Below are 21,312 nucleotides of genomic sequence, written 5' to 3'. Positions count from 1 at the left end.
GTAATAGACGATTCCCCAGCCGGTGATCTGAGTGGCGCACAGCGCGGGCAGGACGGCGCGGGCCGCGACCGGTGGTGGTGCGTACCGGTCGCGGCCCCGTCGGTGTGGGCCTGGGGCATGTGGCTCAGCAACCGCCGGAAGCAGGCGCGCCGAGCTGGACGAGGGCGGGGGTGCCGCAGCAGCCCGCGTCGGCCTGGCTTTCCTGCGCGGCGGCCTCGTCGAAGAGTCCCGCGCCGCCGCACACGCCCGTCTCCGGCAGGGTCAACTCGACGCGCTCCGCGGCATCCTGGTCGCCGGCGAGCGCGGCGGCGATGGAGCGGACCTGCTCGTACCCGGTCATCGCGAGGAAGGTGGGGGCGCGGCCGTAGGACTTCATGCCGGCCAGGTAGACGTCCTGCTCGGGGTGGGAGAGCTCGCCCACGCCATGCGGGTAGACCGTGCCGCAGGAGTGGACGTTCGGGTCGATCAGCGGGGCCAGTTCGACCGGTGCCTGCAGCCGCTCATCGAGGGCGAGACGGAGCTCGTCGACGAAGGAGAGGTCCGGGCGGAAGCCGGTCAGGCCGATGACCTCGTCGACCGGGTCGAGCCGGCGGCCGTCCTCGCCCGCCAGCACCAACCGCCCGTCCTGGTGGACGATTTCGTACGTACGGAAGCCGGTCACGGCCGTGGCGTACCCGTGGTCGACGGCCGCCTTGGCCGCGAGGCCGAGCGCACCGCGTGCGGGGAGCTGGTCGGACGCGCCGCCACCGAAGGTGCTGCCGCTGATGCCGCGGCGCAGGATCCACACCGCATGGGTGCCGGGCTCGTCCTTCGCCAGCTGGGCGAGGGAGGCCAAGGCGGTGAAGGCGGAGGCGCCGGAGCCGACGATCGCGGTGCGCTTGCCCGCGTAACGGGCCCGTACGGCCAGGTCCTTGAAGTCGGGGACGCGGTACGAGATCCGGTCGGCGGCCGCACGCTCGCCGAGGGCGGGCAGGCCGTCGCCGCCGAGTGGGCTGGGGGTGGACCAGGTTCCGGAGGCGTCGATGACGGCGCGGGCGAGGATGCGCTCCTCGGTCCCGTCCGCGTAGGTGACGTGGACGGTGAAGGGCTGCTCGGCGCGGTCGGCGTCCACCACGCGGTCGCGGCCGGTCCGGGAGACCCCGGTGACGGTGGCGCCGAAGCGGACGCGGTCGCCGAGTACGTCGGCGAGGGGCTGGAGGTACTGCTCGGCCCAGTCGCCGCCGGTCGGGTAGGTGGCGCCGTCCGGCTGGACCCAGCCGGTGGGCGCGAGCAGCTTCTCGGCGGCCGGGTCGACGACCTCGGCCCAGGTGGAGAAGAGACGGACGTGCGACCACTCGCGGACCGCGCTGCCCGCCGAGGAACCGGACTCGAGGACCAGGGGTTCCAGACCGCGTGCGGTGAGCTGGGCGGCGGCGGCCAGGCCGATGGGGCCGGCTCCGATGACCAGGACGGGCAGGGTGGTGGTGGACGTACTCACGGCAGGGTCCCCTTTGTTTCGACGTTTGTCGATGACTTCGGCGTCAGCATGGCACTTGATTCGATGAACGTCAACATAGATGTTTGTCGAATACCTGGGTAGGCTTGACGGCATGTCCACCACGAAGAGCCTGCCGCTGCTCGAACCGGAGACCGCCGAGGCCGCGACGCCCTGCTGCCCGCCCCTGACGGAGCGCACCTTCACCGCCGAGGAGGCCGAGCGCACCGCGAAGATGTTCAAGGCCCTCGGCGACCCGGTACGCCTGCGCCTGTTCTCCGCGGTCGCCTCGCACCCGGGCGGCGAGGCGTGCGTCTGCGACATCTCCGACGTCGGCGTCTCCCAGCCGACGGTCTCCCACCACCTCAAGAAGCTCAAGGAAGCGGGCCTGCTCTCCTCCGAGCGGCGCGGCACCTGGGTGTACTACCGGGTGGAGCCGTCCGTGGTGACGGCGATGGGCAACTTGCTGGCGCCTGCGGGGAATTGACCGCGCTTACGAGACGATGGCCTCGGCGACGGCGCGTGCCGCGTCGCGCGCGGGGCGGCCCACCCCGATGAGGGTGGCGGAGGCCGGGCCCGTCCAGTCGCCGTAGCCGAGCAGGTGCAGTCGTGGTTCGCCCACGGCCCGTGTGCCCTCGGTCGCGATGTGCCCGCGAGTGCCCCGGAGTTGCAGTGGGGCGAGGTGGGAGAGCGCAGGGCGGTATCCGGTGCACCAGATGACGGCATCGGCTGCCGCGCGGGTGCCGTCGGCCCACTCGACGCCGTCACGGGTCAGTCTTACGACCATGGGTGAGGCCTTGAGCAGGCCCGCATCCCGCGCCTCGCGCACCGGCGGCACGGCGACGATGTCACCCAGCGAGGCGACGCCTCCGGTGTCCGTCTGCCCGTTCTCCAAGGCACGGCGGCGGGCGGTGGCCGCGTCGAACAGGGCGCGCCCGTCGATGTCATCGGCCAGGAAGCGGGGCGGGCGCTGGGTGACCCAGGTCAGTTCACTCTCGTACGCGAGATCGGCGGCGATCTGCGCGCCGGAGTTGCCGCCGCCGACCACCATGACGCGTCGTCCGGCGAAGTCGGCCGGGCTGCGGTACTCGACGGTGTGCAGCTGCGTCCCGTCGAACTCGGCACGCCCTGGGACGGCCGGGATGAACGGGCGCCACCAGGTGCCGGTCGCGCTGATGACGTTGCGCGCCCGCCAGGTCCCGGAGTCGCTCTCGACGCGCAGGAACTCGCCGTCGCGGTGGACGCCTTGAACGCGTACGGGCCGCAGCACCGGCAGTACATAGCGCCGCTCGTAGTCGCGCAGGTAGCGGACGACATGCGAGGCGTCCGGATACACCTCGCCGGCCTGTCCGGGCATGGGCCGTCCCGGCAGAGACGAGTAGGCCGCGGGGGAGAACAGATGCAGCGAGTCCCAGGTGTGCTGCCAGGCGCCGCCCGCCGCGGTCTGGGCGTCGAGCACGACGAAGTCCAGGCCGAGGCGGCGCAGGTGGTAACCGGCGGCGAGCCCTGCCTGGCCGCCGCCGATCACCACCACATCGGTCCGCTGCGTCACGTCGTGAGCTTGGCCGGGGCGAACTTCTTGCGCCAGGCCAGCGCCACGTAGACGAGCGCGATCAGGACGGGCACTTCGATCAGCGGTCCGACGACACCCGACAAAGCCTGCCCGGACGTCACCCCGAAGGTGGCGATGGCGACCGCGATGGCCAGCTCGAAGTTGTTCCCGGCCGCCGTGAACGCGAGTGTCGTGGTGCGGTCGTAGGCGAGGCCGATCGCCTTGCCGAGCGCGAACGTGCCGAAGAACATGATCGCGAAGTAGACGAGCAGCGGCAGCGCGATACGGGCCACGTCGAGTGGCTGCGACGTGATGGTCTTTCCCTGCAGGGCGAAGAGGATGACGATCGTGAAGAGCAGGCCGTAGAGGGCCCAAGGGCCGATCTTCGGCAGGAACTTGGACTCGTACGACTCGCGGCCGAGCTTCTTCTCGCCGATGCGGCGGGTGAGGAAGCCGGCGAGCAGCGGGATGCCGAGGAAGATGACGACGTTCAGCGCGATCTTCCACATCGAGATGTCGAGCTGCTCTCCCTCGCCGAGGCCCAGCCAGCCGGGCAGCAGGTCGAGGTAGAACCAGCCGAGCAGGCCGAACGCCAGTACCTGGAAGACCGAGTTGAGGGCCACGAGTACGGCAGCGGCCTCGCGGTCGCCGCAGGCCAGATCGTTCCAGATGATGACCATCGCGATGCAGCGCGCAAGGCCCACGATGATGAGGCCCGTGCGGTATTCGGGCAGGTCTGCCAGGAAGATCCACGCGAGCGCGAACATCACGGCAGGTCCGACGATCCAGTTGATGACGAGCGAGGACGCCATCAGCTTGCGGTCGCCGGTGACGGCGTCGAGCTTGTCGTAGCGGACCTTCGCGAGGACCGGGTACATCATGATCAGCAGGCCGAGGGCGATGGGCAGCGAGATGCCGCCGATCTCGACCTTGGCGAGGGCGTCGTCGAGGCCCGGGATCACGCGGCCCAGGCCGAGGCCTATGGCCATGGCCAGCAGGATCCACACTGCCAGGAACCGGTCGAGCGTGGAGAGCTTGGCGACGATCGAGGCGTCCTCGCCGCCCTTGGGCGGTGAGGCGGTGCCGGGTTCGGTCGCGGTCATCAGCAGGCTCGCTTTCGGTTCGTCTCGGTCGTCGTACGCGCGGTGGCGGCCAGTTCGCCGAAGGATGCGGCAAGCGCCTCGATGACCTCGGGCTTCAGCTTGTAGTACGTGAAGCGCCCGCACGGCTCGGTCTCCACCACGCCCGCTTCGCGCAGCACGCGCAGATGGTTGGAGAGGTTCGTCTGCCGGGCACCGGTCTCCTCCACGAGGTGGGTGGTGCACAGGGTCTCGTGGGCGAGCAGGGTCACGATCTGAAGCCTGAGCGGATCGGCGATGACCCGGATCAGATCAGTGGTGGCTGACGTCATCATGGACTGATACTGTCACATCAGTGGTCGCTGACACCATTCGGCGCTGATCTGATCCCGATCGTCCATCCCGGCTGCTCGTCCATCCCTGCTCGTCCATCCCCGATGGTTGATCCGTGATGGCTGGTCGGATCCGCAATCGATAGCCCGCGCCGCAATCAACGCGAGACAAGAGAGACCCCGCGATGTCCGAGAAGCCGTCCGTTCTTTTCGTGTGCGTCCACAACGCCGGCCGTTCCCAGATGGCGGCCGCCTGGCTGACCCACCTCGCGGGCGACCGGATCGAGGTCCGCTCGGCCGGCTCCAACCCCGGCGACGCCGTGAACCCGGCCGCCGTCGAGGCCATGGCCGAGGTCGGCATCGACATCTCCGCCGAGACCCCGAAGATGCTCACCGTGGACGCGGTCAAGGAGTCGGACGTCTGCATCACCATGGGCTGCGGCGACACCTGCCCCGTTTTCCCCGGCAAGCGGTACCTGGACTGGGAGTTGGAGGACCCGGCGGGCCAGGGCGTGGCGGCCGTGCGTCCCATCCGCGACGAGATCAAAAACTTGGTCGAGGGTCTGATCGCCGAGATCGCGCCGGAGAAGTCGGCCTGAGCTCGCAGAGCGGCACGACGGGCGAGATGCGCAATGTCATCGTCGCTCAGGCGTATCAACTGCAGCAGGAGCTCCCGCCCTGCGCGGGCGCGGCGACCGGGACAGTCGTGGCGGAGAGCGGCTTGGTGGCGCGGACGATTGCGGAGTGCATGCCGTCGGCCACCTGGTGGGTCGGGGTGACCTCGACGCCGGTGAAACCGGCCTCCGCAAGGCCTTGGCGGTACTCGGCGAAGGAGAGCGCGCCCGCAATGCAGCCCACGTAGTTGCCGCGCTCGGCACGCTGGGCAGGGCTGAGCGCATCGTCGGCCACCACATCGGAGATGCCGATCCGGCCGCCAGGCGCGAGCACACGGAACATCTCGGTGAAGACGGCGGGCTTGTCGACGGACAGGTTGATCACGCAGTTGGAGATCACGACGTCGACGGTGCTCGCGGGCAGCGGCACCGACTCGATCGTGCCCTTGAGGAACTCGACGTTCGTCGCTCCGGCCTTCTCCTTGTTGGCCAGTGCAAGGGCCAACATCTCCTCGGTCATGTCCAGGCCGTACGCCTTGCCGCTCACGCCGACCCGGCGAGCGGACAGGAGGACGTCGATGCCGCCGCCCGAGCCGAGGTCCAACACCCGCTCGCCTTCGCGGAGTTCGGCGACGGCCAGGGGATTGCCGCAGCCGAGTGAGGCGGCGACGGCCTCGGCGGGCAGGGCCTCGCGGTCGGTGGCCGCGTAGAGCCCTGACCCGAAGTTCTCGTCGATCTCGACGCCCTCCGAGCCGCAGCAGGCCGCACCACCGCCGGTCACCTTCAAGGCGGCGGCCGCGTATCCGGCGCGGACGGTTTCCAGCAGTTCGGACTGCTCGCTCTTGCTCACGTCGGCTCCTCGGTGATCCATTGTTTCGACGTCTGTGGAATCAAGGCTGCCTGCTGATTCGATGAGAGTCAACATAGAGAGACTTCGAAACAGTTAAAAGGGCTGGGCCTGAAGCTTTAATCGACTATCGTCGATGATCGATGAATGAGACCGAGTGTGAGCCGGGCTCACTGAGCCACGAGGACGCCGCCACCTATGCCACCTGGTTCAAGGCGCTGGCCGACCCCATGCGCGTACGTCTGCTGAACCTGCTCGCCACCGAGCGGCGGGCGATGACGGTCGGTGAGATCGTCGGGCTTCTGCCGATCGGCCAGTCGACCGTTTCGCACCATCTCCGAATTCTGGCCGAGGTCCGCTTCGTGCTCGCCGAGCGACAGGGAACCTCGACCCGCTACGAGGTCAACGGCGCCTGCCTGGAATGCTTCCCCGCCGCGGTGCGCGCCATCATGGGGCAGCCATGATCATCACGGCGCTCACCGCTGCCCACGCGGAACAGGTTCTGGGTATCTACCAGTTGGGCATCGACGAAGGAAACGCCACCTTCGAGACCGAAGCCCCGAACTGGCGCGCCTTCGATGCCGCCAAGATGCCCGAGCACCGCTTCGTCGCGTTGAGCGCCGACGTCGGGAAAGTGCTGGGTTGGGTCGCGGCGACGCGTGTCTCCGACCGATGCGCCTACGTCGGCGTCGTGGAGCACTCGGTATACGTCCACCCCGCGGCACGCGGCCAAGGCGTCGCCCGCGGATTGCTCGGTGCCCTCGTGACCTCGACCGAGGCCGCCGGCATCTGGACCATCCAGTCGGGCATCTTCCCCGAGAACACCGCGAGCCTCGAGCTGCATCAGCGCCTCGGCTTCCGGCGCATCGGTACGCGCGAGCGCATCGGCCGCCGGCACGGCCGGTGGCGCGACGTGGTCCTCGTCGAACGCCGCAGCCCTGCCATCAGTTGAACCCCGCCCGGCCCCGGCACGCCGTGGGCATGGGCGAACCGTAGATCAGCCGCGCGTTAGGGTCGGGGCATGGGTACTCCCGACTTCATCCGCGAGATCCGGGCCAGCGCGGGCCATCAACTCCTCTTCCTGCCGGGCGTGACCGCGCTCGTCTTCGACGACGAGGGCAGAGTGCTGCTCGGCCGCCGCGCGGACACGGGCAAATGGTCCGTGATCGGCGGCATCCCCGACCCCGGTGAGCAGCCCGCCGCCTGCGCCGTACGAGAGGTCTACGAGGAGACGGGCGTCCACTGCGTACCCGAGCGGGTCGTCCTGGTGCAGACGCTCGACCCGACGATGTACCCCAACGGCGACCACTGCCAGTTCATGGACATCACGATCCGCTGCCGCGCCGTCGGCGGCGAGGCGCGGGTGAACGACGAGGAGTCGCTCGAGGTGGGCTGGTTCTCGGTGGACGCGCTGCCGCCGCTGCACGAGTTCGGTCTGTTCCGCATCAAGCAGGCGCTGCTCGACGAACCCGCGTGGTTCGACCCCACCGTCTGAACCGGCCTCAGACCCACACCGTCCCGAGCCACACGGCCGCCGCCGCGAGCGCGATCAGGGCGATGTTCAGCCCGGTCTCGCGCACCTCGCCGCGGGACAGATGCAGCCGCATCGCTCCGATCTGCAGCAGCACAAGACCGGCGGCGGCCGCTATGGCCAGCCATGGTGCGATGCCGGTCAGGGGCGGCAGCAACAGGCCCAGCGCGCCGAGGACTTCGACGACCCCCAGCGCTCTGAGCGCCGGCAACGGGACTGTGTCGACCCAGGCCATCATCGGCTTGAGCTTCTCGGGGCTCTGCACGGCTTTGATGCCTCCCGAGTAGAGGTAGAACAGGCCGAGCAGTACGGCGACGATCCAATAGGCAACGGTCATGAGGGCCCCCTGGAAGCTGGGTTCACGGGCAGGAAGTGGCCTCATGATGAGTCAGCGTCGAGGGGTCTACAAAAGGCACATGGATGTGCCTTACGCACAGGGAGCTGTCATGTCGCAGGCGCAGCCGGGCACGCCGTACGAACACACCTGCATGATCCGCGGGGACGGCGGCCGGACGATCCGCGCCGTACTCGACCGGATCTGCGACAAGTGGACGCTCCTGATCGTGGCCACCCTCGATGAGCAGCGGATGCGCTTCGGTGAACTGCACCAGCACATTCCGGGTATCTCGCAGCGGATGCTGACCTTGACCCTGCGGAATCTCACCCGGGACGGACTGGTGTCCCGTACGGCCTTCGCGGAGGTGCCGCCGCGCGTCGAGTACGCCCTGACTCCGCTCGGCAAGAGCCTGATCCCGCCGGCATTGGCGCTGGCCGGATGGGCCATGGAGAACAATGCGCGGATCATGGAAAGCCGGGCCGCGCACGATACGGCCGATGGCCGGCCGAGCCCGCCCGCGGAATAATCCAGGGCCGATTCCGCTTGATCCTCTGTCGTACTTTACGATTGCCGTCTTTGTTTGCGTCCGCATAGAGCTGACGGCAGGACCGAGGAGCAAGCCCCATGACCACCGCACCGCCGGTGACCCAGCACGTTTTGGACAACCCGGCGTACGCCGCGCTTCTGGGCCCGCACGCCCCCTTCGCCGAGCGCCGCGGCCGTGCATTGAGCTACCCCTCGGACGTGGCGCTGTGGCAGGGCCTCCCGGATGAGCCCGACGCCCAGGACTGGGCCGACCTCGCCGCGCTCCGCGGCCCCGGGACCGAGGTCGCGCTGCCCGGCCTGCGGACCCTGCCGCCCGCCGACTGGAAGATCACCTTCGAGGGGCAGGGCGTCCAGCTCGTCGACGAGTCGGTCGACGCCCGCCCGGACCCCGAAGCCGTACGGCTCGGCCCCGCGGACGCCCCCGAGATGCTCGACCTCGTCGCCCGGACGCAGCCCGGCCCGTTCCTGCCGCGGACCGTGGAGCTCGGCACCTATCTCGGCATACGGCGCGAAGGCCGACTCGTCGCGATGGCGGGGGAGCGGATGCACCCGCCCGGCTACACCGAGATCAGCGCCGTCTGTACCGACGAGGACTTCCGCGGCCAGGGCCTCGGCACCCGACTCGTACACGCCGTGGCGTCCGGCATCCGCGAACGCGGCGAGATCCCCTTCCTGCACGCGTCGACGCAGAACGAAGGCGCGATACGCCTGTACGAGTCGCTCGGCTTCCGCCGCCGGGGCATCACCCAGTTCGTCGGCGCGAAGGTGCCCTACCCGACGGCATTCTGAGCGCCGTACTCACTCCTTGCGGTACGCGTAAGCCTCCCGGGCCGCCGCCTCCACCGCATCCAGATCCGCCCCCGCCGAAGCCGTCACCACCGCGGCCACCGCGCCCTCGACGAAGGGGGCGTCCACCAGGCGTGATCCGGGCGGGAGTTCGTCGTCCTCGGCCAGCAGGGCCTTCACCGTGAGCACCGCGCTGCCCAGGTCGACAAGGAGCGCGACACCGGCGCCGCGGTCCACCGAGCGGGCCGCGGCGGCGATCAGATCGGCGCTGGTGCCGAGGCCGCCGTCGGGCGTGCCGCCGGCGGCGGCGACCGGGGCCAGGGCCTTCCCGCCGGCGAGGCCGGACGCGAGGTCCACGACAGCGGTCGCCACCGGGCCGCTGTGCGAGACGAGGACGATGCCGACCAGCGGGGACTCGGTCATGCGCCCGCCCCGTCCTCGCCCGCCGCCTCGGCCAGCGCGGCGATCAGCAGCGCCGAGGACGTGGCCCCCGGATCCTGATGCCCGATACTGCGCTCACCCAGGTAACTCGCCCTGCCCTTACGGGCGATGAGCGGCACCGTCGCCTCGGCGCCGGCCGCGGCGGCCCGAGCGGCCGCCGAGAACGAAGTGGCCAGCGCCGCGACCGCCGGATCGAGCGCGTCCACCATCGTCTTGTCGCCGGGGACGGCGCCGCCGAGCTTGGTCACCGCCTCCACGCCGGCGCGCAGCGCGGCCGCCAGCTGCTCGGCCGACACCTCGGGTGCGTCGCCGAGCTCCTTGCCGGTGCGGCGCAGCAACGTTCCGTACAGCGGGCCGGACGCTCCACCGACCGTGGAGATCAACTGCCGTCCGGCCAGGACCAGGACGGCTCCTGGTGTGCCCGGCGCCTCCTTCTCCAGCACGGTCGCGACGGCGGTGAAGCCGCGGCGCAGATTGCTGCCGTGGTCCGCGTCGCCGATGGGCGAGTCCAGTTCGGTCAGCCGCGTCGCCTCACGGTCGACGGCGGCAGCGGTCGCCGTCATCCAGCGGCGGAAGAACTCGGCGTCGAGCACAGGGTCTCCTGTCAGGGATGGTGGGTGCGGTGCGGTGTGGTGCAGACGGTCAGATGCCCCAGCGCAATGCGGGCGTACGGACCGGTGCGTCCCACAGCCTCAGCAGTTCCTCGTCGATCTGGCACAGGGTCACCGAGGCACCGGCCATGTCGAGCGAGGTCACATAGTTGCCCACCAGGACCCGGGCCACGGCGATATCCCGTGCGGCGAGCACCCGCGTGACCTCCGCGTGGAAGCCGTACAGCTCGAGAAGCGGTGTCGCCCCCATGCCGTTGACGAGCAGCAGCACCGGATTGTTCGGGCGCATGTCGTCGAGGATCGCGTCCACGGCGAACTCCGCGATCTCGCCGGAGGTCATCATCGCGCGCCGCTCACGGCCCGGCTCACCGTGGATACCGATGCCCAACTCCAGCTGTCCGGCGGGCAGATCAAAGGTGGGGCTGCCCTTGGCGGGGGTCGAGCAGGCGCTGAGGGCGACACCGAAGCTGCGGGAGTTCTCGTTCACCTGGCGCGCGATCGCCTCGACCCGCTCGAGCGGCATGCCCTCCTCGGCGGCCGCACCCGCGAGCTTCTCCACGAACAGGGTCGCGCCCGTACCGCGCCGGCCGGCCGTGTACAGGCTGTCGGTGACCGCCACGTCGTCGTTGACGAGGACCTTGGCGACCTGGATGCCCTCGTCCTCGGCGAGTTCGGCGGCCATGTCGAAGTTCATGACGTCGCCGGTGTAGTTCTTCACGATGAACAGCACGCCCTGCCCGCTGTCCACCGCCGCCGCGGCCCGCACCATCTGATCCGGTACGGGGCTCGTGAACACCTCGCCCGGGCAGGCGGCCGAGAGCATGCCGCGACCCACGAACCCGCCGTGCAACGGCTCATGACCGCTGCCGCCGCCGGAGACCAGGCCCACCTTGTCGGCGACCGGCGCGTCCCGCCGTACGATCACCCGGTTCTCGACGTCCACCGTCAACTCCGGGTGGGCGGCGGCCATACCGCGCAGCGCGTCCGCGACCACCGTCTCCGCCACATTGATGAGCATCTTCATTTCGGCCGCCTTCAGTAGGTCGGGTGTCCCTCGCGTCCGGTCCCTGCCCAGTATTGGCCAGCAGCCCGGCGAGGTCACGGGTGCGGAGCGGGTGCGGCACGGCGAATCACGCCCGACGCACCGTCAGGCGTCCACCGCTGCCCGGCCGCCCCGCCCGGGACCGTCCCGCGCCTAGGCCGGCGTATCCACCGGCAACCGCGGACACACCCGATGCACCAGCTCGAACAACCGGCGCTCATTGCCCGCGAGTCCGGCCGCGGCGAGGGCCTGGTCCGCCTCGGCCATGGGCGGGGTGAGCACGGTGATCGCCATGGGCGCGCTGCGCGGGTCCTCGAGCGCGGCGCGTGCCGTCTGGAGGAGGCGGATGTAGGCCTGCGCTGCGACAAGTTCGAGCTCGGTCATGTCAACTGCCCTTTCGTGCAAGGTCTCGGGCCTTCCCCCTGAAGGCCTCGGACCGACCAGTCTTGCGTACGGCACTGACAACGCCCCGCGACCTGCGCAGTTGCCGCTCTGTCCGGCACCCGGGCGGCCGATCCCCGCCCCATGAGGGCCCGTCATACTGGGCGCTCCCGAAGATCACTCGGGTGGGCGCGGCAGGGAACAGGCACACGTGACTAGGAGCGAGCGATGAGCGAGCAGAACGGCACCCACGCCGAGGCCGGGTACAGGACGGTGTACGAGACACAGTCCTCAAGTGCCGTGCCCCTCAAGGAGATCGAGGCCCGCTTCACCGAGGCCCTTGCCGCGCCCCGGGCCGAGGTGTTCGGGCGAATACAGCGGGCGGCGCGCGCCCTGCCCGACAGCCGGGTGGTCCGGGTGATCCCCGGATTCGGTGTGCATGAGACCGCGCCCGTTCAGGTCGTGGTCCTCACCTTGAAGGAAGGGGTGCGCCAGGCACTCGTCGACACCTTCGCCAACGAGGCGTTCTGGGCAGGCGTCGAGAGCGCCCTCGAGGAGTGCGTCACCGGGCTCGGCTCCCAGGAGGGCGCCGCCCATCTGCGGTTCCTCGACAGCGGGCCGGACTCCACCGCGTACACCTGTGATCTGCTGTTCGCGCTGCAGGACGAGGAGACCCAGGGTGCGCTGTACGCGGTCTCCTTCTGTGTACGGATCGAGGTGGCCCTGCCCAAGGAGCGGGTGCTCGCGCTGACGCTCGAGGACACGGCCCGGTTCGCGGTCCGGCTGGATGCCGTGAGCGTGCGCCAGGCGGTCTGAGCAGGTCGGCGGTAGCGCCTGCCCACACCTGTAGCCCTGAATATGTGGACGCGCGACACATGGGCCGATGGACGGTGTGTCTCTAGCGTTTCCCGCCATGACGAGCCAACTTTCCGGGCGGCCCGGCCTTGCCGCGGCCGCCGCCGTGGACCTCTCGGGGCGCAGCGCCCTGGTGACCGGCGGCGGCAGCGGCATCGGCCGGGCCTGTGCCCTGGCCCTGGCCGAGGCCGGCGCCCAGGTCCATGTCGTGGACCTGGACGCCGAATCGGCCAAGGAGACCGCCACCGAGGCCGGCGGGATCGCGCACGCCGTGAACCTCGCCGACCCCACCGCACTGCAGGCGCTGCCCCGCGAGATCGACATCCTGGTCAACTGCGCCGGTCTGCAGCATGTCGCGCCGATCGAGGAGTTCCCGCCCGAGCGCTTCGAGCTGCTGCAGAAGGTCATGGTCACCGCGCCGTTCCTGATGATCCAGCGGTGTCTGCCGCATATGTACGCGCAGGGCTGGGGCCGGCTCGTCCATATCTCGAGCATGCACGGCCTGCGCGCGAGTGCCTTTAAATCCGCGTACGTGACCGCCAAGCACGGGCTCGAAGGCCTCAGCAAGGTCGCCGCGCTCGAAGGCGCACCGCATGGTGTCACCAGCAACTGCGTGAACCCCGGCTATGTACGCACCCCGCTCGTCGAGGGTCAGATCGCCGCACAGGCCGAAGCCCATGGCATCGACCCCGAAGCCGTGATCGGCGAGGTGCTCCTGGAACGCTCGGCGATCAAGCGCCTGATCGAACCCGAGGAAGTGGCCGCGGCCGTGCTCTGGCTCTGCGGCCCGCACACCGGTTTCATCACGGGCACCTCCCTCCCCGTGGACGGCGGCTGGGGCGCCAACTAGGCACCCGCCCCCGTCCGGCCCGCATCCCCCAGTTCAGCCCGCACACCCGTCCCCGCACAGCCGACCGAAACGGTGGCCTCACCATGACCAGCGTCAGCTCCGCACCGCCCACCCCCGGCGGAATCCGCCGGATCGTCGCCGCGAGCCTCGTCGGCACCACCATCGAGTGGTACGACTTCTTCCTCTACGGATCCGCCGCAGCCCTGGTGTTCAACAGCCTGTTCTTCCCGGACAGCGACCCGCTCGTCGGAACCCTGCTCTCGTTCCTCACCTACGCGGTCGGCTTCGCGGCCCGCCCCCTCGGCGGCGTGGTCTTCGGGCACTACGGCGACAAGATCGGCCGCAAGAAGCTCCTGGTCATCAGCCTGATGATGATGGGCGGCGCGACCTTCGCGATGGGACTGCTGCCCACCCACGCCACCATCGGCGTCGGCGCGCCCATCCTGCTCACCCTGCTCCGGCTGATCCAGGGCTTCGCGCTCGGCGGCGAGTGGGGCGGCGCGGTCCTGATCGTGTCCGAGCACGGTGGCGCCAAGCAGCGCGGCTTCTGGGCGTCCTGGCCGCAGGCCGGCGCACCCGGCGGCAACCTGCTCGCCACCGGTGTGCTCGCGCTGCTCGCCGCGGTGCAGTCGGACGCCGCCTTCCTGGCCTGGGGCTGGCGCATCCCGTTCCTGCTGTCCGGGGTCCTGGTCGTGATCGGTCTGTGGATCCGTATCTCCGTCTCCGAATCGCCCGTCTTCCTCGAAGCACAGAAGAAGGCCGCGGCCCGCGCCGAGCAGGGCATCAAGGACGAGGCGCCGGTCGTCGAGGTGTTCCGGCGCAGCTGGCGCGAGGTGCTCACCGCGATCGGCACCCGCTTCGGCGAGAACATCTCGTACTACATCCTGACGGCGTTCCTGCTCGTCTACGTCACCGTCCATCTGGAGCTGCCCAAGAGCACCGCCCTGAACGCGGTACTGATCGGCTCCGCCGTGCACTTCGTGACCATCCCGCTGTGGGGCGCGCTGTCCGACCGCATCGGGCGCCGGCCGGTGACCCTGATCGGCGCGGTGGGGATGGTGGTGTGGGCGTTCGCGTTCTTCGCGCTCCTTGACACCGAGTCCTTCCCGGTGATGGCCCTGGCCGTGACGGTCGGACTGCTGTTCCACGGGGCGATGTACGGGCCGCAGGCCGCGTTCATCTCCGAGATGTTCGATACGAAGGTCCGCTACTCGGGTGCGTCGATGGGCTCCCAGCTGGCGTCGATCATCGGTGGCGCGCTCGCGCCGATCATCGCCGTCGAACTGCTCAAGGACTACGGGAACTCCACCCCCGTCACCCTCTACCTGGCGTTCGCGGCCCTGGTCACCGCGGTGACGGTGTGGATCGCCAAGGAGACCCTCGGCCGGGACCTCGCCAAGGACGGCGTGAGCGCCGAGAGCGACGCGAAGGTCCCCGCCTCGGTGAACGGCTGATCCGCCGGGCCCGCCGTGCCGACGAAAACCCCACGTCACGGCGGGCCCCCACCTCGTACGGGAAACGTATGCTCCGCTCCATGAACGGTCTCGGCGACAACCCCCTGACCTGCGGCGCCGCCCTGCGCCGCCTCCTCGACCTGCTCGCCTCGGGAGCCGGCGCAGAGGAGTTCGCCCGGCCTGCCGCCGAGGCACGCGAGGCCGGGGCGAGCCCCGCAGAACTGGGCGAGATCTCCGCGGCCACCGAGGTGGCCCTGCGGATCCGGCGCACCCTCAGCCAGCACCGCCGGCGCGAGACCGAACTGACCGCCCTGTTCGACACCGCCAGCGACCTCGCCGCGCTGCGCAATCTGGACGCCGTCCTGCGCGCGATCGTGCACCGGGCACGCCTGCTGCTCGGCACCGACGTCGCTTATATGTCGCTCAACGACGACACCGTGGGCGACACCTATATGCGCGTCACGGACGGCTCGGTGTCCGCCGCGTTCCAGCAGCTGCGCCTCGGGATGGGGGAGGGGCTCGGCGGGCTCGTCGCGCACACCGCCCGCCCGTACGCGACCGGCGACTATCAGGACGACCCGCGCTTCAAGCACACGCTCACCATCGACAGCGCGGTGGCCGAGGAAGGGCTGCACGCGATCCTCGGCGTGCCGCTGATGCTCGGTCCGAAGGTGATCGGAGTCCTGTACGCCTCCGACCGCTCCCCGCGCACGTTCTCACCGCAGGAGGTCAACCTCCTGTCCTCGCTGGCCGACCATGCCGCGATCGCCATCGACAGCGCGCGCCTGCTTGAGGAGACCCGGGCCGCGCTCGACGACCTCAACGCCGCCTCCGCGACCATCAGCGCGCACAGCGCCGCGATGCGCCGCGCCGAAGCCGCCCACGACCAGCTGACCGACCTGGTGCTGCGGGGCGGCGGGGCCGACGAGGTGGCCGCGGCCCTGGCCGATCTGCTCGACGGCGGCATCGTCCTGCATGACGCCGACGGCGCGGAACTCGCTGCCACCGGGGGCCAGTCGGGCACCCTGACCGCCCCTGACGTGGCGGCCTCCCGCAGCAGCGGCCGCGCCGTCGAGCGCGACGGCACCTGGGTCTGCGCCGTACTCGCAGGACCCGAACTCCTCGGCTCCCTCGCCCTCACCGGCCGCGCGGACCTCTCCGACGCGGACCGGCTCCTGTTCGAACGGGCCGCCGTGGTCACCGCGCTGCTGCTTCTCCTGCGCCGCTCGGTGGCCGAGGCGGAGGAGCGGGTGCGCGGCGAACTCCTCAGCGATCTGCTCTCCTCGACCGGCGACCCCGCGGCGCTGACCGTTCGCGCCCGCCGGCTCGGCGTGACCCTGACCCGGCCGCACGCGGTGTTCGTGCTGCACGCCGAGGGTGCGCCCCGCCACCGGCTGCTCGCCTGCGGTGCGCGGATCGCCCGGGGCGGACTCGCCGGGATCCACCACGAGCACGTGGTCCTTGTCATGCCCAGCGATCAACCGGGCTCGCGGGCCCAGTCGCTGGCGGAACAGCTGGCGCAGTCCCTCGGCACCCCGGTGACGGTCGGCGCCGCCGGTCCCGCACCGGGTCCCGCGGCGCTGGCCGCCGCGCATGCAGAGGCCGCCCGCTGTCTGTCCGCGCTGCGCGCGCTCGGCCATACGGGCCAGGGCGCGGCCCTCGCGGACCTCGGCTTCCTCGGCGTACTCCTCGGTGACCAGGCCGACTTGAAGGGGTACGTCGACCGGACACTCGGCCCGCTGCTCGACTACGACGACCAGCGGGGCACCGCGCTGGTCGCCACGCTCGACGCGTACTTCACGCAGGGCGCCAGCCTCACCCGTACCAAGGACGCGCTGCACGTCCATGTGAACACGGTCGTGCAGCGCCTGGAGCGGATCGGCCGCCTCGTCGGCGAGGACTGGAACAGTCCGGCTCGCGCCCTGGAGTTCCAACTGGCGCTACGGCTGCACCGGTTGAGCCGGCCCGCCTGAAAGCGCGGTCAGTCCCCGCGGCCCAATGCGCTGCGGTGGGCCGACACCCACGCGTACGAGGCCCGTACCTCATCGACGACACCTTGGTCGCGCAAGCGCACCATGGCCGGATCGCCCTGCGAGGCTCCCGTCTCGATGCCCCGCGCGCACCGGTCCTGCCACCACAGGACCGCGTCCACGACTTGCTCCGGTTCGATGTGGCCGTACGCATCGCAGACCAGCTTGATGCGCCGAGCGGCCTCCGGCACATCCACGACGCCCGGGCCGAGATCCAGGTACTGCCAGCAGAGGTGTGCGACATCGTGGACGCGGGCGCCGGGGGCGGCCAGGTCCCAGTCGATGAACGCGACCGGTCGCCAGTCCTCGCCGTCGAGGGTGTAGACGGTGTTCTTCGGAGACAGATCGTTGTGGCAGACCACCTCGTCGCCGTCGGCCAGCGAGGAGCCGCTCGTCAGATCGTGGAACTCGCGGACGAGCTCGGCCACCCGCACCAGGCCTTTATCCGAACAGGCTGCCCGCCGTCGGTCCGCGGTCCAGGCCGCATGACCGTCGATGTGGCTGAGGATCTCGCGCCCCTGCTCGTCCCAGCCGAGGAAGCGGGGCGCGGCGGACCAGCCCCGGCGTTCGAGCAGGGCCAGGAGTTCATGGACGAAGCCGGACCGGGCCGTTCGGGGCCGACGCACTGTCGCACCGATCCGGACGACATTGCTGATGAGACCACCGGGCAGTGCTGACTGGTCCATGCGGGCACCCTGTCACCCTTCATCTGGCGTGTGAGGCTCAACCCTCGTCGAGTACCCGCTGTGCGACCGCGAACGCGGAGTTCGCCGCCGGTACCCCGACGTACACGGCGCACTGCAGCAGCACCGCGCCGATCTCGTCCGGTGTGAGCCCGTTGCGGCGGGCGGCGCGTACATGCATGGCCAGTTCGTCGAGGTGGCCGCCCGCGACCAGTGCCGTGAGGGTGACGATGCTGTGCTCGCGGCGGCTGAGTGTGTCGTCGGTCCAGATCTCGCCCCAGGCGTAGCGCGTGATGAAGTCCTGGAAGCGTGCGGTGAACGCGGTCTGGCGCTGCTGCGCCCGGTCTACATGTGCGTCGCCGAGGACTTCGCGGCGTACGGTCATCCCGCTGTCGGCGGGTCCGTCGAAGTGGCCGCGCAGCGCCGCGAGCACGGGCAGCGGGGCCTCGGCGACCGCGAGGTGCGAGGCCCCGGGGAGCTCCACAAGGGTCGAGTCGCCGATGGCGTCGGCGAGTTCGCGCAGGTGGGCGGGCGGAGTGGCCGGGTCCTCGCGGCCCGCCACCAGGAGCGTCGGCGCCGTGATCGAGGCCAGCTGGTCGCGGAGGTCGTACGCGCCGAGCGCGTCGCAGCACGCGGCGTACGCCTGCGGGTCCGCGGTGCGGTGATCGTCGAGCAGTCGCGCCGAGGTGAAGCCGGGTGTGAACCAGCGCTCGGGCGCGCTCTTCGCCACCGATTCCAGACCGTCGCGCCGTACGAGCGCGGCCCGGTCCAGCCAGCGCTGCGGATCGCCGAAGTGCGCCGAGGAGCACAGGACCGCCAAGCGGTCGACTCGTGAGGGGTGTCGGGCCGCCAGGTGGAGCCCGATCGCGCCGCCGATCGAGACGCCCGCGTACGAGAAGCGCTCGATGCCCAGCGAGTCCGCGAGGCCGACGACCAGTTCGGCGAGGTCACCGATGCTCGCGCCGGGCTCGATGAGCGAGGCGGGGGAGCGGCCGTGCCCCGGCAGGTCGAAGCGGATCACCCGGTGCGTGGCGGAGAGTTCGGGCGCGACACCGTCCCACAGCGCGCTGGAGGTGCCGAGGGAGGGGCCGAGGAGCAGCGGGGGAGCGGAGGGCGCTCCCTCCGTCGTGTGGTGCAGGGAGGTCAACGTCGCTCCAGTGCGCGGTCGGTGAGGGCGCCGGCCGCGCCGGTGTAGCGGGCCGGGTCCGTCAGGGCGTCGAGGTCGAGGTGCTTGAACTCGGGCTGTTCGGCGAGGAGTTGCGCCAGGCTTCCCTCGCCCTTGCGGACGCGTGCGGCGAGGGAGGTGAGCACCTCCTTGGCGCGGGACCGTCCGACGATGGCGCCGAGCTCGGCGGTGAGGCGTTCGGAGACGATCAGCCCGTCGGTGAGGTCGAGATGGCGGCGCATGGCGTCGGTGTCCACGCGCAGATCGCGGCCGAGGGCGGCGGCGTTCTCGGCGGCGCCCCCGACGACCCGCAGCAGCTCCCGCAATGGCTGCCATTCGGCATGCCAGGCGCCCGGCGGGCGTTCGTCCTCGGCGACCAGCGATCCGTACAGGACCGAGGCGAGCGCGGGCGCCTGCCGGGCGCTTACGGCGATCAGCGTGGACCGCACCGGGTTGGCCTTGTGCGGCATCGCGGACGACGCGCCGCCGGTGCCCTCGGCCAGTTCGGCGATCTCGGTGCGGGACAACGTGAGGACGTCCGCGGCGAGTTTGCCGAGAGCACCCGCCGTGAACGCCAGGGCGCCGGCGAGATCGGCGATGGGGGTACGCAGGGTGTGCCACGGCAGTGCGGGTTCCGCGAGTCCGGTCTCCCGGGCGAAAGCTGCCACGACCCCCGGTGAGCCGAGCGCCGCCAACGTCCCTGCCGCGCCCCCGAGTTGAGCAGGCAGTGATTCCCGTACCGACCGCACCCGGTCCCTCGCGTCCAGGATCAGCGACCGCCACCCGGCCGCCTTCAGACCGAACGTCGTCGGCACCGCATGCTGCGTCAGCGTCCGCCCCGCCATCACCGTGCCCCGATGCGCGGCGGCCGACGTCGCCAGCGACGCCTCGGTGCGCGACAGATCGGCGAGTACGAGAGCCAGCGCCCGAGCCGCGACCAGCATCGTCGCCGTGTCCACGATGTCCTGGCTGGTGGCCCCGCGATGCACGAACTCCCGGTGCCGCTCAGGCACCGCGGCCTTCAGATCGGACACCAGCGCCAGCACCGGATTACCCGCCGCATGCGCCCGCAGCGCCAGCGACCGCACATCGAACGCCTCGGTCCGCGCCGCCTCGGTCACCGCCGCGGCCGCATCCGCGGGCACCTCACCGAGCGCGGCCTGCGCCCGCGTCAGCGCGGCCTCCGCATCCAACAGCGCCTGGACGTACGCGAGATCGCTCACCGCGGCCTCGACCCGCGACCCGGCCCAACCCGGCGAGAGCAGCCCGCCGTCCACGTAACCCTGCTCGTCGCCGCTCACCGGAACTCCAGAAAGACCGTCTCACCCTCGCCCTGCAGCCGGATGTCGAAGCGATATGTCCCCGGCCGCTCCTCGGCCGCGAGCAGCGTGCCGCGCCGGTCGGCCGGCAGCGAGGCGAGCAGGGCGTCGTCGGGGTCCGGCCGCAGGTAGGCGCGGGTGTACAGGTGATGGAGCAGTCCCCGGGCGAAGACAAGGACCGAGAGGTACGGGACACCGCCCGGCGGCAGCGTCCGCACCGCATAGTGTCCGTCCGCGGCCGTGGCGATCCGTCCGAATCCGGTGAAGCCGACTCCGTCGCGCCCGATCACCTGACCCGTCACCGGATCGTGCCGCAGCGATCCGGGCGCGCCACTGCGTGAACCGTCCGGGGCGGGTTGCCAGGTCTCCAACAGGGCGTCCGGGACGGGCTGTCCCGCGCCGTCGTACACGTATCCGTGCACGGTGATCAGGTCGGGATGCCCGACGGGCGCGACCTCCGGGCCGCCCGTGAACGGCAGCGCGTAGCCGTAGAAGGGGCCGACGGTCTGCGACGGGGTGGGGATGCGGGGCATCGGTCGGGTGCGGGGAATCAGCCGGGTCTCGGACATCACTGGTCCTCCTCGAAGAGCGTGGCGGACGGACCGTCGAGCACGATGTCCCAGCGGTAGCCGAGCGACCACTCGGGCACCGAGAGGTCGTGGTCGTACGCGGCGACGAGCCGGTCGCGGGCCGCCAGGTCGGTCACCGACTGCAGCACCGGGTCGTAGGCGAAGAGCGGGTCGCCGGGGAAGTACATCTGCGTCACCAGGCGCTGCGTGAACGCGGTGCCGAACACGGAGAAGTGGATGTGCGCGGGCCGCCACGCGTTGACGTGATTGCGCCACGGATAGGCGCCCGGCTTGATCGTCGTGAAGGAGTACGAGCCGTCGTCATCGGTCAGACAGCGCCCGAAGCCCGTGAAGTTGGGGTCCAGCGGGGCGGGGTGCTGGTCCAGCTGGTGGGCGTAACGGCCGGAAGCGTTGGCCTGCCACAGCTCCACCAACTGGCCGCGGACCGGGCGCCCCTGACGGTCGGTCACCCGGCCGCTGACGGTGATGCGTTCGCCGAGCGGTTCGCCCAGATGCTGCCGGGTGAGGTCGCGGTCGAGTGCGGTCACATCGGTGACGCCGAAGGCGGGACCGGACAGTTCGACCGCCTCGGGGTCACGCAGGGGGACCAGCGGCTGTCGAGGGTGACGCAGCGTACTGCTGCGATACGGCGGGAAATCCCGCGGCGGGTGCACCCCGCCGTCCGCGCCGGCCTGCACCTTGGCGACCTCGGCGTCTATTTGTTCCTGGGAGAGCCCGTCGGGCAGGGCCACGGGAAGCTCGGTCATGAGGATGCTCCGATGACAAGGTGGAAGGAGGTGCAGGGGCCAGGAGG

General features: G+C 70.7%; 26 protein-coding genes. 11 read left to right on the top strand and 15 right to left on the bottom strand.

Annotation, left to right across the window (positions count from 1 at the left end):
* Positions 1-124: 124 nt before the first annotated feature.
* Positions 125-1,477 (bottom strand): NAD(P)-binding domain-containing protein, encoded by a 1,353-nt coding sequence (locus G6045_RS10375; protein WP_328707724.1) that lies wholly within the window; start codon positions 1,475-1,477, stop codon positions 125-127.
* 112 nt (positions 1,478-1,589) lie between these two features.
* Here G6045_RS10375 and G6045_RS10370 point away from each other — a divergent pair, with 112 nt between their 5' ends.
* On the top strand, positions 1,590-1,961 hold the full coding sequence (locus G6045_RS10370) for an ArsR/SmtB family transcription factor (protein ID WP_165331576.1): 372 nt from the start codon (positions 1,590-1,592) through the stop codon (positions 1,959-1,961).
* A 6-nt stretch (positions 1,962-1,967) separates the two neighbouring features.
* Here G6045_RS10370 and G6045_RS10365 read toward each other — a convergent pair whose 3' ends face one another.
* From G6045_RS10365 to G6045_RS10355, 3 genes are read right to left on the bottom strand one after another with little or no spacing between them, the layout of a single operon-like run.
* The gene (locus tag G6045_RS10365; protein ID WP_165331575.1) at positions 1,968-3,026 is read right to left on the bottom strand and encodes an ArsO family NAD(P)H-dependent flavin-containing monooxygenase; all 1,059 of its coding nucleotides are present in this window, start codon (positions 3,024-3,026) and stop codon (positions 1,968-1,970) included.
* Positions 3,023-4,129: an ACR3 family arsenite efflux transporter gene (gene arsB, locus G6045_RS10360; RefSeq protein WP_165331574.1), complete on the bottom strand. Its 1,107-nt coding sequence runs from the start codon at positions 4,127-4,129 to the stop codon at positions 3,023-3,025. The genes G6045_RS10365 and arsB overlap by 4 nt, the downstream gene beginning before the upstream one ends.
* Complete coding sequence (locus G6045_RS10355) at positions 4,129-4,440, bottom strand: ArsR/SmtB family transcription factor (RefSeq protein ID WP_165331573.1); 312 nt, start codon at positions 4,438-4,440, stop codon at positions 4,129-4,131. The genes arsB and G6045_RS10355 overlap by 1 nt, the downstream gene beginning before the upstream one ends.
* A 182-nt stretch (positions 4,441-4,622) precedes the next feature.
* Between G6045_RS10355 and G6045_RS10350 the strand changes: the two genes are divergently transcribed.
* Positions 4,623-5,036 (top strand): arsenate reductase ArsC, encoded by a 414-nt coding sequence (locus tag G6045_RS10350; protein WP_165331572.1) that lies wholly within the window; start codon positions 4,623-4,625, stop codon positions 5,034-5,036.
* A 55-nt stretch (positions 5,037-5,091) separates the two neighbouring features.
* Here the strand turns inward: G6045_RS10350 and arsM are convergent, their stop codons facing one another.
* Positions 5,092-5,922 carry an arsenite methyltransferase gene (gene arsM, locus G6045_RS10345; RefSeq protein WP_165331571.1) on the bottom strand — a complete coding sequence of 277 codons (831 nt, stop codon included), beginning with the start codon at positions 5,920-5,922 and terminating at the stop codon, positions 5,092-5,094.
* 119 nt (positions 5,923-6,041) lie between these two features.
* On the opposite strand from arsM, the gene G6045_RS10340 reads away from it, so the two are divergent.
* The 3 genes from G6045_RS10340 to G6045_RS10330 all read left to right on the top strand — a co-directional run bounded on the left by G6045_RS10340 (position 6,042) and on the right by G6045_RS10330 (position 7,393).
* Entirely contained in the window at positions 6,042-6,362 is a 321-nt protein-coding gene (locus G6045_RS10340) for an ArsR/SmtB family transcription factor (protein WP_165331570.1), read from the top strand.
* Positions 6,359-6,850 (top strand): GNAT family N-acetyltransferase, encoded by a 492-nt coding sequence (locus G6045_RS10335; protein ID WP_206343564.1) that lies wholly within the window; start codon positions 6,359-6,361, stop codon positions 6,848-6,850. Before G6045_RS10340 ends, G6045_RS10335 begins: the two co-directional genes overlap by 4 nt.
* Before the next feature lie 69 nt (positions 6,851-6,919).
* Entirely contained in the window at positions 6,920-7,393 is a 474-nt protein-coding gene (locus G6045_RS10330) for an NUDIX hydrolase (protein WP_165331568.1), read from the top strand.
* Positions 7,394-7,400: 7 nt separating this feature from the next.
* On the opposite strand, the gene G6045_RS10325 is transcribed toward G6045_RS10330, so the two are convergent.
* Positions 7,401-7,766 carry a DoxX family protein gene (locus G6045_RS10325; RefSeq protein WP_165331567.1) on the bottom strand — a complete coding sequence of 122 codons (366 nt, stop codon included), beginning with the start codon at positions 7,764-7,766 and terminating at the stop codon, positions 7,401-7,403.
* 109 nt (positions 7,767-7,875) lie between these two features.
* On the opposite strand from G6045_RS10325, the gene G6045_RS10320 reads away from it, so the two are divergent.
* Together G6045_RS10320 and G6045_RS10315 are read left to right on the top strand one after the other, a co-directional pair.
* A complete protein-coding gene (locus G6045_RS10320) occupies positions 7,876-8,292 on the top strand; it encodes a winged helix-turn-helix transcriptional regulator (protein WP_165331566.1) in 417 nt (138 codons plus the stop codon).
* Between the two features lie 98 nt (positions 8,293-8,390).
* Entirely contained in the window at positions 8,391-9,101 is a 711-nt protein-coding gene (locus G6045_RS10315; RefSeq protein WP_165331565.1) for a GNAT family N-acetyltransferase, read from the top strand.
* 9 nt (positions 9,102-9,110) lie between these two features.
* Here the strand turns inward: G6045_RS10315 and G6045_RS10310 are convergent, their stop codons facing one another.
* From G6045_RS10310 to G6045_RS10295, 4 genes are all read right to left on the bottom strand, one after another.
* Positions 9,111-9,521 carry a PTS-dependent dihydroxyacetone kinase phosphotransferase subunit DhaM gene (locus G6045_RS10310; RefSeq protein ID WP_165331564.1) on the bottom strand — a complete coding sequence of 137 codons (411 nt, stop codon included), beginning with the start codon at positions 9,519-9,521 and terminating at the stop codon, positions 9,111-9,113.
* Positions 9,518-10,132 (bottom strand): dihydroxyacetone kinase subunit DhaL, encoded by a 615-nt coding sequence (dhaL, locus tag G6045_RS10305; protein WP_165331563.1) that lies wholly within the window; start codon positions 10,130-10,132, stop codon positions 9,518-9,520. Before dhaL ends, G6045_RS10310 begins: the two co-directional genes overlap by 4 nt.
* A 49-nt stretch (positions 10,133-10,181) precedes the next feature.
* The gene (gene dhaK / locus G6045_RS10300; RefSeq protein WP_165331562.1) at positions 10,182-11,174 is read right to left on the bottom strand and encodes a dihydroxyacetone kinase subunit DhaK; all 993 of its coding nucleotides are present in this window, start codon (positions 11,172-11,174) and stop codon (positions 10,182-10,184) included.
* Positions 11,175-11,345: 171 nt separating this feature from the next.
* The gene (locus G6045_RS10295; protein ID WP_165331561.1) at positions 11,346-11,576 is read right to left on the bottom strand and encodes a hypothetical protein; all 231 of its coding nucleotides are present in this window, start codon (positions 11,574-11,576) and stop codon (positions 11,346-11,348) included.
* Positions 11,577-11,801: 225 nt separating this feature from the next.
* Here G6045_RS10295 and G6045_RS10290 point away from each other — a divergent pair, with 225 nt between their 5' ends.
* From G6045_RS10290 to G6045_RS10275, 4 genes are all read left to right on the top strand, one after another.
* Positions 11,802-12,389, top strand: a complete 588-nt coding sequence (locus G6045_RS10290; RefSeq protein ID WP_165331560.1) for a Type-2Aa cytolytic delta-endotoxin — start codon at positions 11,802-11,804, stop codon at positions 12,387-12,389.
* Between the two features lie 97 nt (positions 12,390-12,486).
* Positions 12,487-13,278 carry a 3-hydroxybutyrate dehydrogenase gene (locus tag G6045_RS10285; RefSeq protein WP_165331559.1) on the top strand — a complete coding sequence of 264 codons (792 nt, stop codon included), beginning with the start codon at positions 12,487-12,489 and terminating at the stop codon, positions 13,276-13,278.
* An 83-nt stretch (positions 13,279-13,361) separates the two neighbouring features.
* A complete protein-coding gene (locus tag G6045_RS10280; RefSeq protein WP_165331558.1) occupies positions 13,362-14,732 on the top strand; it encodes an MFS transporter in 1,371 nt (456 codons plus the stop codon).
* Positions 14,733-14,812: 80 nt separating this feature from the next.
* Complete coding sequence (locus tag G6045_RS10275) at positions 14,813-16,705, top strand: helix-turn-helix domain-containing protein (RefSeq protein WP_165331557.1); 1,893 nt, start codon at positions 14,813-14,815, stop codon at positions 16,703-16,705.
* 8 nt (positions 16,706-16,713) lie between these two features.
* Here the strand turns inward: G6045_RS10275 and G6045_RS10270 are convergent, their stop codons facing one another.
* Genes G6045_RS10270 through pcaH form a run of 5 tightly spaced genes read right to left on the bottom strand, consistent with a single transcriptional unit; the run spans position 16,714 to position 21,265 of the window.
* A complete protein-coding gene (locus tag G6045_RS10270) occupies positions 16,714-17,448 on the bottom strand; it encodes a phosphotransferase (RefSeq protein ID WP_165331556.1) in 735 nt (244 codons plus the stop codon).
* Between the two features lie 37 nt (positions 17,449-17,485).
* Positions 17,486-18,592: a bifunctional 3-oxoadipate enol-lactonase/4-carboxymuconolactone decarboxylase PcaDC gene (gene pcaDC / locus G6045_RS10265; protein WP_235967761.1), complete on the bottom strand. Its 1,107-nt coding sequence runs from the start codon at positions 18,590-18,592 to the stop codon at positions 17,486-17,488.
* Positions 18,589-19,911: a 3-carboxy-cis,cis-muconate cycloisomerase gene (pcaB, locus tag G6045_RS41370; RefSeq protein WP_165331554.1), complete on the bottom strand. Its 1,323-nt coding sequence runs from the start codon at positions 19,909-19,911 to the stop codon at positions 18,589-18,591. The genes pcaDC and pcaB overlap by 4 nt, the downstream gene beginning before the upstream one ends.
* Entirely contained in the window at positions 19,908-20,498 is a 591-nt protein-coding gene (gene pcaG / locus G6045_RS10255) for a protocatechuate 3,4-dioxygenase subunit alpha (RefSeq protein ID WP_206343562.1), read from the bottom strand. The genes pcaB and pcaG overlap by 4 nt, the downstream gene beginning before the upstream one ends.
* Entirely contained in the window at positions 20,498-21,265 is a 768-nt protein-coding gene (gene pcaH / locus G6045_RS10250) for a protocatechuate 3,4-dioxygenase subunit beta (protein ID WP_165331553.1), read from the bottom strand. Before pcaH ends, pcaG begins: the two co-directional genes overlap by 1 nt.
* Positions 21,266-21,312 lie beyond the last annotated feature (47 nt).

The sequence above is a fragment of the Streptomyces mesophilus genome, assembly GCF_011044995.1.
Lineage (GTDB): Bacteria > Actinomycetota > Actinomycetes > Streptomycetales > Streptomycetaceae > Streptomyces > Streptomyces mesophilus.
This window is presented reverse-complemented; position numbering and strand designations above follow the sequence as displayed.